11 protein-coding genes are annotated in these 13,508 nt (G+C 66.6%); 4 read left to right on the top strand and 7 right to left on the bottom strand.

Annotated features, from left to right (window positions below; translation table 11 throughout):
• Nucleotides 1-309: 309 nt before the first annotated feature.
• The 4 genes from QX039_RS25025 to QX039_RS25010 form a co-directional block, all read right to left on the bottom strand.
• A complete protein-coding gene (locus QX039_RS25025) occupies nucleotides 310-3,465 on the bottom strand; it encodes a multidrug efflux RND transporter permease subunit (RefSeq protein ID WP_315772572.1) in 3,156 nt (1,051 codons plus the stop codon).
• A gap of 5 nt (nucleotides 3,466-3,470) precedes the next feature.
• Nucleotides 3,471-4,667, bottom strand: a complete 1,197-nt coding sequence (locus QX039_RS25020) for an efflux RND transporter periplasmic adaptor subunit (protein WP_315734436.1) — start codon at nucleotides 4,665-4,667, stop codon at nucleotides 3,471-3,473.
• A 281-nt stretch (nucleotides 4,668-4,948) separates the two neighbouring features.
• Entirely contained in the window at nucleotides 4,949-5,977 is a 1,029-nt protein-coding gene (locus tag QX039_RS25015) for a cyclopropane-fatty-acyl-phospholipid synthase family protein (protein WP_315734438.1), read from the bottom strand.
• Nucleotides 5,978-5,989: 12 nt separating this feature from the next.
• Nucleotides 5,990-6,802 carry a DUF1295 domain-containing protein gene (locus tag QX039_RS25010; protein ID WP_315734441.1) on the bottom strand — a complete coding sequence of 271 codons (813 nt, stop codon included), beginning with the start codon at nucleotides 6,800-6,802 and terminating at the stop codon, nucleotides 5,990-5,992.
• Nucleotides 6,803-6,984: 182 nt separating this feature from the next.
• Between QX039_RS25010 and QX039_RS25005 the strand changes: the two genes are divergently transcribed.
• The 3 genes from QX039_RS25005 to QX039_RS24995 are packed head-to-tail and all read left to right on the top strand — an operon-like array spanning nucleotide 6,985 to nucleotide 9,491.
• On the top strand, nucleotides 6,985-7,974 hold the full coding sequence (locus tag QX039_RS25005) for a flagellar motor protein MotA (RefSeq protein WP_315734443.1): 990 nt from the start codon (nucleotides 6,985-6,987) through the stop codon (nucleotides 7,972-7,974).
• A 42-nt stretch (nucleotides 7,975-8,016) separates the two neighbouring features.
• Nucleotides 8,017-9,045 (top strand): peptidoglycan -binding protein, encoded by a 1,029-nt coding sequence (locus QX039_RS25000; RefSeq protein ID WP_315734445.1) that lies wholly within the window; start codon nucleotides 8,017-8,019, stop codon nucleotides 9,043-9,045.
• Entirely contained in the window at nucleotides 9,042-9,491 is a 450-nt protein-coding gene (locus QX039_RS24995) for a GNAT family N-acetyltransferase (protein WP_315734447.1), read from the top strand. Before QX039_RS25000 ends, QX039_RS24995 begins: the two co-directional genes overlap by 4 nt.
• 203 nt (nucleotides 9,492-9,694) lie before the next feature.
• Here the strand turns inward: QX039_RS24995 and QX039_RS24990 are convergent, their stop codons facing one another.
• Nucleotides 9,695-9,895 (bottom strand): hypothetical protein, encoded by a 201-nt coding sequence (locus QX039_RS24990; RefSeq protein WP_006614616.1) that lies wholly within the window; start codon nucleotides 9,893-9,895, stop codon nucleotides 9,695-9,697.
• Between the two features lie 146 nt (nucleotides 9,896-10,041).
• Nucleotides 10,042-11,898: an ABC transporter ATP-binding protein/permease gene (locus QX039_RS24985; RefSeq protein ID WP_315734450.1), complete on the bottom strand. Its 1,857-nt coding sequence runs from the start codon at nucleotides 11,896-11,898 to the stop codon at nucleotides 10,042-10,044.
• 223 nt (nucleotides 11,899-12,121) lie between these two features.
• Here QX039_RS24985 and rpmE point away from each other — a divergent pair, with 223 nt between their 5' ends.
• Entirely contained in the window at nucleotides 12,122-12,349 is a 228-nt protein-coding gene (gene rpmE / locus QX039_RS24980; protein ID WP_015664357.1) for a 50S ribosomal protein L31, read from the top strand.
• Nucleotides 12,350-12,505: 156 nt separating this feature from the next.
• On the opposite strand, the gene QX039_RS24975 is transcribed toward rpmE, so the two are convergent.
• Nucleotides 12,506-13,018, bottom strand: coding sequence for a DUF1465 family protein (locus QX039_RS24975; RefSeq protein WP_315713893.1), 513 nt, complete (start codon nucleotides 13,016-13,018; stop codon nucleotides 12,506-12,508).
• Nucleotides 13,019-13,508 lie beyond the last annotated feature (490 nt).

Raw genomic sequence — 13,508 nt, 5'->3', positions numbered from 1 at the left:
GAGACAACACAGCAGTGATCGAATAGTGTCAGGGATCAGCCCGGTCCAAAATGTCAGGGATCAACCCGGTCGGTCAGAGTCCCGCGAGATGTAATGACCCACCGCCCAATTCATGTGTGCGCAGTCGGTCCGCTACAGATCGTGCGCTTCGCACCGATGTCCGCTGACTGACTCTTGAACGGAGCATGCCACGACGTTCGGCGTTCGGCGCCCCCCACCCCCAACCCCTCCCCGCGAGGGGGAGGGGAGCAGACCGGCCGCGCGGCAGGATGTCGGCACAATCCTCCGAAAAGGCCTATTCAACCTCACTCACGACTTCACCGGCGCCGGAGGCCCGTACGCCTCGCGCTCCGCCACCGGCTCCGTCTTCTCCCGATCGCCTGCGAGCACGCGCTGCACCGAGACGAAGAACACCGGCACCATCAGCAGCGCCAGGATCACCACCGCGATCATGCCGCCCATCACGTTGGTGCCGAGCGCCTGCTGGCTGGCGCCGCCGGCGCCCGTCGCCATCGACATCGGCAGCACGCCGCAGACGAAGGCGAGGCCGGTCATGATGATCGGGCGGAAGCGCAAGGAGCAGGCCTCGATCGTCGCCGCGACCAGCGGCTTGCCGTGGGCGCGCAGGTCCTTGGCGAACTCGATGATCAGGATCGCGTCCTTGGCGGCGAGTCCGATGATGGTGATCAGCGCCACCGTGAAGTACACGTCGTTGGACAGGCCGCGCAGATTGGCGGCGACGACGGCGCCGAGGATGCCGAGCGGCACGGTCAAGAGCACCGCGAGCGGGATCGTCCAGCTTTCGTAGAGCGCGGCCAGGCACAGGAACACCACCAGTGCCGACAGGCCCAGCAGCAGCGGCGCCTGCGAGCCCGACAGCTTCTCCTGCAGCGACTGTCCGGTCCATTCATAGCCGAAGCCGCGCGGCAGCTTGCCGGCGAGCCGCTCCATCTCCTTGAGGGCATCGCCCGAGGTGTAGCCCGGCTTGGCCTCGCCGGAGATGCGGATCGCCGGATAGTAGTTGAAGCCGGCGATCTGGCTCGGCCCCTTGGCCCATTGGATGGTCGCGAAAGAGGAGAACGGCACCAGCTGCCCCTTGGCGTTCTTGACGCTGTAGTTGAGGATATCGTCCGCGTTCATGCGGCTGATGCGATCGGCCTGCACCACGACGCGCTGCATGCGGCCGCGGTTGGGGAAGTCGTTCACGTAAGTCGAGCCGAGATTGGTCGAGATCGTGTTGTTGATGTCCTCGAAGGTGACGCCGAAGGCGCCGGCCTTCTCGCGGTCGATCATCAGATTGACCTGGGGTCCCGGCGGCAGGCCTTCGACATAGACCTTCTGCAGCACGGGGCTGGCATTGGCCTCCGCGATCAGCTGGTCTGCGGCCGCGGTCAGCGCGGCGTAGCCCTTCTGGCCGCGGTCCTGCAGGCGGAAGCTGAAGCCCGAGGAGTTGCCGAGATTGTCGATCGGCGGCGGCTGCAGCGCCGTGATCTTGGCGTCGCGCAAGCCGGCGAGATCGCGGTTGATGTCGGCGACCAGCGCCGCGGCGCCGTCACGCTTGCTGCGCTCCGACCAGTCCTTCAGCGAGATGAAGGCCTGGGCGGTGTTGACGCCCTGGCCGGCATAGCTGAAGCCGGTCAGGAAGGTGACGTTCTCGATCCCTTCGCGCTTGGCGAGATACTTCTCGACCGCCTCGACGGCCGCCTGCGTCCGCGCATAAGAGGAGTCCGCCGGTGTCTGCACGTCGGTGGTGATGAAGCCCTGGTCATCGACCGGCAGGAAGCCGCCCGGCAGCCGGATGAAGGCGAAGGTCAACCCGACCAGGAAGATCGCATAGATCAGCATCAACCGTCCGGTGCGCTTCAGCGCACCGCCGACCACGCCGGTGTAGCGGTTGCGGCTGTTGTCCATGAAGCGGTTGAACCAGCCGAACACGCCCTTCTTCGCATGGCCGTGGCCAGCCGCGACGGGCTTCAGCAGGGTGGCGCACAGCGCTGGAGTCAGCGACAGCGCCAGCAGCGCCGAGAAGCCGATCGCGGCGACCATGGTGACCGAGAACTGCCGGTAGATGATGCCGACCGAGCCGGGGAAGAACGCCATCGGCACGAACACCGCCATCAGCACCAGGGTGATGCCGATGATGGCGCCGGTGATCTGGCCCATCGCCTTGCGCGTCGCCTCCTTCGGCGACAGCCCCTCCTCGGTCATGATGCGCTCGACGTTCTCGACCACGACGATGGCGTCGTCGACGAGGATGCCGACCGCGAGCACCATGCCGAACATCGTCAGCATGTTGATGGAGTAGCCGACCAGCATCAGGGTCGCGCAGGTGCCGAGCAGCGCTACGGGAACGACGATGGTCGGGATGATCGTGTAGCGGATGTTCTGCAGGAACAGGAACATCACCACGAACACCAGCACGACGGCTTCGACCAGGGTCATCAGCACGCGCTTGATCGAGGCCTTCACCACCGGCGTGATGTCGTAGGGAATCTCGTAAGAGATGTTGGCAGGGAAGAAGCGCGACAGCTCCTTCATCTTGGCTTCGACCGCACTCGCGGTTGCCAGCGCATTGCCGGTTGGCGACAGCAGCACCGACAGGCCGGCCGTCGGCTTGCCGTTGAGGCGGGTGTTGAACTGATAGCTCAGGCCCCCGATCTCGATGCGGGCGACGTCGCGCAGCCGGACCGTCGAGCCGTCGGCATTGGCGCGCAGGATGATCGATCCGAACTCGTCGGGCGAATCGAGCTGGCCCTTGACCAGCACCAGCGCCGAGGTGCGCTGCGAGGTCGTCGCGGGCTCGGCGCCGATGCTGCCCGAGGCGACCTGCGCGTTCTGCGCGCCGATCGCCTTGGTGACGTCGTCGGCGGTGAGGCCGTAGCCGACCAGCTTGGCCGGATCGAGCCAGACGCGCAGCGAGCGCTCGGTCGAATACAGCGTGGCGCGGCCGACGCCGGGAATGCGCCGGATTTCGCCGAGCACGTTGCGGATCATGAAGTCGCCGAGGCCGACCTCGTCGAGGCTGCCGTCGGTGGACTGCAGGGTGATGATCTGCAGCACCGCGGCGGAGGCTTCCTCGACCAGGATGCCCTGCTGGATGACGGCGCGCGGCAGCCGCGCCTCGACACGCTTGAGGCGGTTCTGTACCTCGACCGAGGCGTCGTTGGTCGACGTGCCCGGCACGAAGTTCGCGGTGATCTCGACCTGGCCTAGCGAATCGCTGGTGGATTCGAAATTGAGAATGCCGGAGGCGCCGTTGAGCTCCTCCTCGATGAGCCGCGTCACGCTGTTGTAGAGGTTCTCCGGCGATGCGCCGGGATAGCTCGTCGAGATCGAGATCGAGGGCGGCGCAATGATCGGATATTGCGCCACCGCCAGCAGCGGAATCGCGATCGCGCCGATCAGGCAGATGAACAGCGCGACGACCCAGGCGAAGATAGGCCGGTCGATGAAGAAGCTCGGCATGCGACTTACCGCGTCGCCGACTTCGATTCGAGCTGCGTCGCGGCGCTGACCTCGGTCCAGACCTGCGGCGCGACCCTGTCGCCGGCGGCGAACTTCTGGAAGCCGTCGACGACGACCTTGTCGCCGGCGCGCAGACCGTCGGTGATCAGCACCAGGCCATCCTGGGTCGGACCGGTGCGGACCGGCCTGGCGATCGCGCGGTTGTCGTCGCGGATGACGTAGACCTCGGACCCGCCGGCCGCGTTGCGCTGCACCGCCTGCTGCGGCACGCCGACGGAGTCGCTGTCGATGCCCTGCTCGATGCGGACGCGGACATACATGCCCGGCAGGAGCTCGCGCTTCGGATTGGCGAACTCGCCGCGCAGCGTGACCTGACCGGTGGCGGCATCGACCTTGGCGTCGGAGAACAAGAGCTTGCCCGGGATCGAGTACGGCGTGCCGTCGTCGAGCACGAGACGGACCTTGATCGCGTCGGGCGAGATCTGGTCGAGGTCGCCGGACTCGAACGCCCGGCGCAGGCGGTTGAGCTCGCTCACCGACTGGGTGAAGTCGGCATAGATCGGATCGAGCTGCTGGATCGTGACCAACGAGGTCTCGTTCTGGACCGCGATGGCGCCCTCGCTGACCTGGGCCGCGCCGACGATGCCGTCGATCGGCGCGCGCACGGTCGCATAGTCGAGATTGAGCTGGGCGCGCGCGAGATCGGCCTTGCGGGCCTCGATGTCGGCCGCGGCTTCGCGCTCGCTCGCGACCGCCTTCTCCTGCTCGACCTCGGGCGCAGCGCGCTCCTTGAACAGCAGGGCGATGCGGCGCGCCTGCTGCACCGCGCGCTCATGCACCGCCTCGGCCTTGGCCAGCGCCGCCCGGCTCGACAGGATCTCCACCTCGAACGGTTTCGGATCGATGCGATAGAGCGGATCGCCCGCCTTGACCTCGCTGCCCTGGCGGAACAGCCGCTCGACGATGATGCCCGAGACGCGCGGACGGACGTCGGAGACGCGGGTCGGCGCGATGCGGCCGGGCAGCTCGCGCACGATCGCTCGCGCCTTCTGCTCGACGGTCACGATGCCGACGTCGGGGATGACGATCTGCTCATTGGCGGAGGCCTGAGCCTGGATGGGGTCGTTACAGCCGGCCAGCAGCGGCGCGGCGGCCGCGAGCATCAATGCACTGCTGACCAGCGACGCGCGAAAACGAGACATGGGTGGAGGAGCCCCTCGATGATGATGAAAACCGGTCGACCGGATGGCCCAGTCATGGCGCCATTCTGGCGCTCGCCTTGCCTGCAACATAGAAAAGAGCTGCTGCGACGCAACGCGGAACCCGGGCGGCTTGATGTCACACGAACTACGTGACTGATAGATCAAGATTTTTTTGGACTCACCTAATTGTGAGTGCTTTGTGGCAGCAGGTTCCCCGCAGAATCCGCACAGTGAAACGCGAATCTCCTTCGGAGCTGCGGCATCCCGCCGCAGCGAACAAATTAGTTCGCCGGCCGCAGGCGGTAGTGACTGACGCCCCATTCACGGCCTTCGTCGTGCCCGAACAGACCCGCGGTGGCGAGGAAGAACCAGCGCCAGCGGCGCATCCACAGCGCCGTGTCGTCGCCATAGACGGGCTGCAGCACCTGCAGGATGCGGTTGTAGTCGGCATCGAAATTGGCGAGCCAGTCCCGTGCCGTGCGCTGATAATGCGTGCCGCTCCAGCACCATTCCTTCTCGACCGCGAACAGATCCGCGTACTGCCGGATCAAGGTGTGGCTCGGCATGATGCCGCCGGTGAAGAAGTGCCGCGCGATCCAGTCCTCGCGATCGTTGCGGTCGAACAGGTAGGATCCGGTGCGGTGGGTGAAGATGTGCATGAACAGGCGGCCGTCCGGCGCGAGCCACGATCTGACCCGCGACAGCAGCTCGCGCCAGTTCATCATGTGCTCGAACATCTCCACCGAGACGATGCGATCGAACTGCGCGTCGGGAGCGAACCCGTTCATGTCGGCGGTGATGACCCGCAAATTGAGCAGGCCGCGCGCGGCCGCCATCTCCTCGATCGCGCGGCGCTGCGAATGGGAGTTCGACACCGCCGTGATCTTCGCATGCGGGAACTGCCGGGCCATGAACAGCGACAGCGAGCCCCAGCCGCAGCCGAGCTCGAGAATGCTCTGGCCGTCCTGCAGATCGGCATTGGCGACGGTCTGGCGCAGCGCCTCCTCCTCCGCCTCCTGCAGGGTGGAGACCGGCTCCTTGTAGAAGCAGCAGGAATATTTGCGGTTCGGCCCGAGCACGCGGGCGAAGAACGCCGCCGGCACCTCGTAGTGCTGGCTGTTCGCCGCGTCGGTATGCTCGGCGATCGGGCGCATCGTCAGCACGCGGGCGAACTCTGCATCACCCATTGCATCGGCCCCGCCCAGCCGCGCCGCGGTGCGTGCGCACAATTCGGAGATCGCTGAGCGGACGACGGCGTCAGGCAGCGGCACACGCTCGGCGGCGCCGATGATGGTCGAGATGAAGCTCATGCAGTGGCTCCGTTACTTCGTAAAAGGATTTGGCGGCAGGGGAAAGAACGCGCTGGTGCGCGCCTGGTAGGCCCGGTAGCGATCGCCGCGCGAGCGCAGCATCTGCTGTTCCAGCGGCGGGATGCCGGTGACGTGGACCAGGATCCAGTACATGAACAGCGGCGCGAGCAGGCTGGCGAAGCCCCACGGATGATCGAATGACAGCGCGATGACCGGGTAGGACAGCCAGCACACCCATTCGAAGAAATAGTTGGGATGGCGCGACCAGCGCCACAGGCCGACGTCGCACACCTTGCCCTTGTTGGCGGGATCGGCGCGGAACGCCTTGAGCTGAGCGTCGGCGACGCCCTCGCCGGCGATGCCTGCGAACAGCACGAAGATGCCGAGATAGTCCTGCAGACGCAGCTCGGCGGCCGGCGCATGGGCCGCGACGAACATCGCGAACACCAGCGGGATCGAGCCCCAGGCCTGCTGCTGCAGGAACAGGAACATGCGCCGCGGTGCGGCCGCGCCCCATTGCCGGGCAAACTCCGCATAGCGCGGGTCGTCGGACATGCCGCGGCTGCGTGCCGCGACATGGCCGCCGAGCCGCAGCGACCAGACCGCCACCAGCACCGCGACCAGCCACTGCCGTGCGTTGGGGGCCGCGCCGCCGGCGGGCCAGATCGCGCCGGCGGCGCCGACCAGCCCGACGGAAAATGTCCAGATCGTGTCGACCCAGCCGGAGTTGCCGCTGCGCTGCTGCACGACCCAGGCGAGCCCCATCAGCACCGACATCGCCGCGGCCATCGCCAGGAGCGCTTGCAGATATTCAACGACGGTCATGACAAAGCCAGGGCGTTCCCGCTAGATATGAGCCACGGGACTAACTACGCCGCGGATGCCCGCCGGTTTCAGCCATAGTTCCGCGCAGGGGACGGGGATTGCGCCGATCGCGGCTTTTTTCCCGCTGCTGCTGTGCCATAGTGGATTTCAGGGACCGGTCCCCGCAACGGATGTCATCGACAATGCCTCAAGGCTCCCCTTCCCGCTCCGCGATGGACGTCGAAATGACCAAATTGTCCTCGCCCCGGATCTTCCTGGTGCGGATGCTGGTCTTCCTGGTGCTGTGCGCGCTGGTCGGCGTCGTGCTCTACAAGCAGATCATCATGGCGTTCTTCGCCAATCCCGGCCTCAACGCCCTGATCGGGGCGGTGCTGCTGATCGGCGTCATCCTGTCGTTCCGACAGGTGGTCCGGCTCTATCCGGAAGTGTCCTGGGTCAACAATTTCCGCATCGCCGATCCCGGCCTGGCGGTGCCTCGTCACCCGGTCCTGCTGGCGCCGATGGCCGCCATCCTCGGCCGCGAGCGCTCGGGGCGGATGTCGATCTCACAGCAGACCATGCGCCATCTGCTCGACTCGATCGCTACGCGCCTGGACGAGGCCCGCGACATCTCCCGCTACATGACCGGCCTGCTGGTGTTCCTCGGCCTGCTCGGCACGTTCTGGGGCCTGATCGAGACGGTCGGCTCGGTCGGCAAGGTGATCGAGGGCCTCAAGGTCGGCGGCGACGCCGGCGCGCTGTTCGATACGCTGAAGGGCGGCCTTGCCGCGCCGCTGGGCGGCATGGGCATCTCGTTCTCGTCCTCGCTGTTCGGCCTCGCCGGCTCGCTGATCCTCGGCTTCCTCGACCTGCAGTCGAGCCAGGCGCAGAACCGCTTCTATACCGACCTGGAAGACTGGCTCGCGGGCACCGTGCGCGAATATGGCGGGACGGGCGATACCGGGGCCGATCTCTCGGTCGCCATCGAGCGGCTGCGCACCGCCATGGAGGACGGCTCGAACCGCGGCGCCACCGCGGCGATGGCCAACCTCGCCGAGGCGATCCAGGGGCTGGTCGGGCACATGCGCACCGAGCAGCAGATGATCCGCGAATGGGCCGACGGCCAGGGCGAGCAGAACCGCGAGATCAAGCGGCTGCTGGAGCGGCTCGCGCGGCAGACCGAGAAGAGTTGAGCTGCTCCACCGGCCTGCCGAAGACGAACTAGGAGACGCTGAATGGCGCTTGCCCGTACCCGCCGTGGAGATTCCGGCCTCAACTACTGGCCGGGCTTCGTCGACGCGCTGTCGACGCTGGTGCTGTCGATCGTGTTCCTGCTGACCGTGTTCCTGGTGGTGCAGTTCTTCCTGTCGCAGGAGGTCACCGGCAAGGACAAGGCGCTGGAGCAGCTCAACGCCAAGATCGCGCAGCTCAACGAGATGCTGTCCCTGGAGAAGCTCGGCAAGCTCTCGCTGGACGACCAAGTTGCGCAACTGCGCGCCGGGCTCGCAAGCGCCGAAGCCGAGCGCGACCGCGTCAAGGGCCTCTATGACGGGCTCGCCAATGCCGGCAGCAATGCCGCCGGCCGCGCCAACGAGCTCAACCGGGCACTCGACTCCGAGAAGCAGGTCACGGCGCGGGCGCTGGCCCAGATCGAGGTGCTCAACCAGCAGATCAGCGCACTGCGCCGCCAGCTCGCCGCGCTCGAGGATGCGCTCGATGCCTCGGAGAAGCGCGACAAGGAATCGCAGAGCCGCATCGCCGATCTCGGCTCGCGCCTCAACGTCGCGCTGGCACAGCGGGTGCAAGAGCTGACCCGCTACCGCTCGGAGTTCTTCGGCCGGCTGCGCGCCATCCTCGGCAACCGTCCCGACATTCGCGTCGTCGGCGACCGCTTCGTGTTCCAGTCCGAGGTGTTCTTCGACACGGGGCAAGCCACCCTGCTGCCCGAGGGCCAGCAGGAGCTGAACTCGGTGGCAACGGCGCTGGTCGATCTCGACAAGCAGATCCCCGCCGAGATCTCCTGGGTGCTGCGGGTCGATGGCCACACCGACGTTCGTCCGATCAACAGCCCGGTGTTCAAGTCGAACTGGGAATTGTCCTCGGCGCGCGCCATCTCGGTGGTACAGTATCTGATCTCGCTCGGCGTGCCTGCCCAGCGCCTGGTCGCGGCCGGCTTCGCCGAATTCCAGCCGCTCGACCCCGCGAATACCGAGGATGCCTTCCGCCGCAACCGGCGCATCGAGCTGAAGCTGACGGAGCGGTGACGTCGACCTCCACCCTGCGCCCCTATCGCGCCGAGGACGAGGACGCGGCGATCGCGTTGTGGGAGGAGACGTGGCAGCTCGCCTATCCCGCCATCGATTTTGCCGCGCGCGTTCCATGGTGGCGTGAGCGCTGGCGAAATGAGCTGGTGCCGAAGGCGGACGTGATCGTCGCCGAGACGGAGGGGGCGCTTGCCGGCTTTGTCACGATCGATGCGTCAGGCTATCTCGATCAGCTCGTGCTCTCGCCCCGGCACTGGGGCTCGCCGCTCGCCACGCAGCTGGTCGACGCCGCCAAGCGGCGCTCTCCGGGCGGCATCACGCTGCTGGTGAACAAGGACAACGCCCGCGCGATCAGCTTCTACAAGCGCAACGGCTTCCTGGAGGCCGGCGAGGACGTCAATCCGACCTCAGGGCGTCCGGTGCTGCGGATGGCGTGGACGCCTTAGGCACTGCCACCCCGGATCGCGGGCCATATCCACCGCTGTCGTCCCGGACAACCGAGCGCAGCGAGGGCAGATCCGGGATCCATACGCCGCGGCAGAGGTTTTGCGACGAGTGGGTGTCCCTGGCATTCGGGCGCCAAACATCGGTCTGTGGTTATGGGCCCCTGCGTTCGCAGGGGCGACACCGAGGGTGCAGCGATCAGCAACTACACGCCGCGAAACAGCACGCCGATCGTCAACACCACGAACGCAATCGCCAGCGCATCGAAGGCGTGCGCGGCCGACAGCAGCGGCACCGAAGCGTGCATGTAGTGCGCGAGCATCGCGACGAGGGCGAGCACCAGCGCGATTGCGAAGATCACAAAGGAGGGCGGCGTGAGGGCAAAACTGCCACGACGATAAGGCATGTCCGTTGCTCCTGTTAGGACCAGGCACGCCTGCTACGAGCGGCGCGCCATCTGTTCCGGCAGGGAACGTACAAGGCGGGAGAAAGGTTGCAGGGTCGGGAACGAGAATTCGAGGGTGTTCCCGGCCGTCCACGGTGTTGCAGGAACTACACGCCCTCGAACTGCAGCCGGGCCAGCCGCGCATAGAGACCGTTGGCCGCAACCAGCGACGTGTGGGTGCCCTGCTCGACGATGCGGCCGCGGTCCATGACCAGGATGCGGTCGCAGGACAGCACCGTGGCGAGGCGATGCGCGATCACCAGGGTGGTGCGGTCCTTCATCAGCCCCTCGAGCGCAGTCTGTACCAGCGTCTCGCTCTCGGCGTCGAGCGCCGAGGTCGCCTCGTCGAGCAGCAGCAGCGGCGCATCGCGCAGGATGGCGCGCGCGATGGCGATGCGCTGGCGCTGGCCGCCCGAGAGCGTGACGCCGCGCTCGCCGAGCGAGGTGTCGAAGCCGTTCGGCAAGCGGCGGATGAATTCGCTGGCATGAGCGAGATCGGCGGCGCGCTCGACCTCGGCGTCGGTCGCCTCGGGCCGGCCGAAGCGGATGTTCTCACGCGCACTGGCGGCGAACACCACGGATTCCTGCGGCACCAGCGCGATGCGCTCGCGCATCTTGCGCGGGTCGGCCGCGCGCACCGGCACACCGTCGAATGAGATCGAGCCGGACGCGGGATCGTAGAAGCGCAGAAGCAGATGGAACAGCGTGCTCTTGCCGGCGCCGGAGGGGCCGACGATTGCGACCTTCTCACCGGCGCGAATGGAGAACGACACGTCCTCGAGAACGCGGACGTCTGGGCGACCCGGATAGGCGAAGCTGACCCGCTCGAAGCCGAGGTCGCCACGCGCCGGCTCCGGCATCGGGCGCGGCTGCGCGGGCGCCGTGATTTCCGGCTGCACGTGCAACAGCTCGAACAGCCGCTCGGCCGCGCCGGACGCCGCCGACACTTCGCCCCAGACCTCCGAGAGCTGGCCGAGCCCGGCGGCCGCGAAGGCCGCGTAGAGCACGAACTGACCGAGCCGGCCGGCGCTGATGGCACCGGTCAGCACGTCGTGCGAGCCGACCCAGAGGATCGCGACGACGCTGGAGAACACGATGAAGATGATGATCGCGGTGAGCACGCCGCGCGCCTGGGTCGAGACCCGCGCCGCCTCATAGGCCTGCTCGACCTCGCCGCCGAAACGCGCCGCCGCGAGCCTCTCGCTGGTATAGGCCTGCACCGTCCTGATCGAACCGATCAGCTCGGACGCATAGGCCGAGGCGTCGGCGAGCGTGTCCTGGGCGTTGCGTGACAGCCGCCGGACCCAGCGCCCGAACGCCACCAGCGGCAGCACGATCAGCGGGATCGCCAGCAGCACGAAGCCGGACAGCTTAGGGCTCGTGATCACCATCATTGCGGTGGCGCCGATGAACAGCAGCAGATTGCGCAGCGCGATGGACACGGAGGCGCCCGCCGCCGATTTGATCTGGGTGGTGTCGGCGGTGAGCCGCGACACCAACTCGCCGGAGCGCGCGGAATCGAAGAACGACGGCGACAGCGACATCAGATGCGCGAACACGTCGCGCCGGAGATCGGCGACGATGCGCTCGCCGATCGTCATGACGAGGTAGTAGCGGGCCGCGCTTGCCAGCGCGAGCACCGCCACGACGGCGATCATGACGCTGAAATAGCTGTTGATCAGTTCGATGCCTTTCGGCGTGAAGCCGAAATCGATCATGCGGCGGACCGCGATCGGCACCAGCAGCGTGGTCAGCGCCGCGACCGTGAGCGCGATCAGCGCCAGGAGGGCGCGGCCGCGATAGCGCAGGACATAGGGAGACAGCGCCAGCAGCGGGCGCAGCTTCGAGCGCCGCACAGGGCTTGCCGGCTCGGCCAATGCCTCGACGGCCGCAACGGCATCTCCGACCGGATCCTGCCCTGGGGCAGCGCCCTGCCGCTCGTCAAGCCGTTCCACTACGCTCATGGGCCACCTGAGAATTCTTCCAAATACCGATCTGCCGTCCTGATAGGCCTGCCGGGCCGGGCTTGGCAAATCCGGAAACGTACCAAGGTGTTCATCCGCGACCTTGGCTTGTTTTGGGCAGAACCTTGGGCTATAGAGCCCGGCAATTGTCCCCCTTCAGTGACGACAGGATCAGGCGCGGCCGCGCCGCATCATGTCTTCGCATCGTGCCGTAGGATCAGCCATGAAAGCCGACATTCACCCGAATTATCATACGATTACGGTCGTGATGACCGATGGCACCGAGTACCAGACCCGCTCGACCTGGGGCAAAGAGGGCGACAAGCTCAACCTCGACATCGACCCCAAGTCGCACCCGGCGTGGACCGGCGGCACCCAGCAGCTGATGGATCGCGGCGGCCGCGTCTCCCGCTTCCAGAAGAAGTTCCAGGGCTTCCTCAAGAAGGATTGATGCCTTCTTGCCCCGGTACCGGCCTTCCTGGCCTGCGCCTGATGGACTGCTCACAGCAAAACGCCCCCGGAGACGGGGGCGTTTTTGTTTCTGGGCTGGTCGCAACGAGACCTTCGGCTGGGGGAGCGGCCCGGCGGGGCCGCCCGATGCCGGGGCCTACTGCTCGAACGCGGCCTTCAGCCGGTTGAGATGCGGCACCAGCGGATTGCCGATCGCGCTCTGGTCCGGCGGCGGGGAATGAATGGTCGAGTCGAGCCGGCGGACCCGCACCTGCAGGCTCATCGAGCGCGAGATCAGGCTCTGCAGCTGCTGCGGCAGCTTCTCCAGCAGATCATCCGGCCCGGGATCTGCAGCGGTCAGCTTGACCTTGGTCTTCTCGCGGTTGGCCTGGCTCAGGGTCATCTCGCCCTCCTTCACCGCGCGGTGCAGGAGCAGCCAGGACGCCAGTTGCATCAGGCGGGTGGTGAGACGCATGCTCTCGGTCGCGTAGGTCAGGCTGACGGCGCGGTCGAGCGCCTTGGCCTCGTTGCGGCCGTCGCCATCGAGATAGGCGGCGGTCTCCTCGACCAGATCCATGCCTTCCCGGAACAGCGCGCCGAATGCAGCAGAATTGGTGAGCCGCTCGTTGAACTGAACCAGAGCGCCATCGCCCAGCAAACGGTCCGACATGGTTAACGCCTCTTAAACGCGACTGTTTACGCAACCCGGCAACGACGCCGGTATGATGAACAAATCATTGCGCGGCCGGTTTCGAGAGTCCAGCAGCAACGCCTTTTATGGTTTCCACGGCGTGGGCCATGCCGTGCCCTCGTACCATTTGCGACTGCAACACGGCCGATCGCGGCCGAGTCGCACGATCAGCTCAACTAGCAACCATGATCACGGCAATAGTTTGCAGTCGTCGAACGAGGGTCGTCACGCCTGCCGCGGCGCACAGGATTTTCGCGCGCGACCTGCTGGCGACCGAAGACCGGCACGGGCGCAATGAGCAGACACGACGTTCGTTCCACGATCGCCGCCTGCGCATGGGGGAGCGCGCCAAGGACGACCGCCCGGTTCGCCCGGCTCGGCGCGGGCGCAAAAAAAGAGCCGCCGTTTCCGGCGGCTTTGAAGTTGATAACAGGGAGGCGTCAAACAGAGTGGACAGGAGCCACTCGGT

It is taken from the genome of Bradyrhizobium sp. SZCCHNR1043, from assembly GCF_032489675.1.
GTDB lineage: Bacteria > Pseudomonadota > Alphaproteobacteria > Rhizobiales > Xanthobacteraceae > Bradyrhizobium.
Note: the sequence above shows the minus strand (reverse complement) of the source record. Positions and strands in the feature narration are given on the sequence as shown.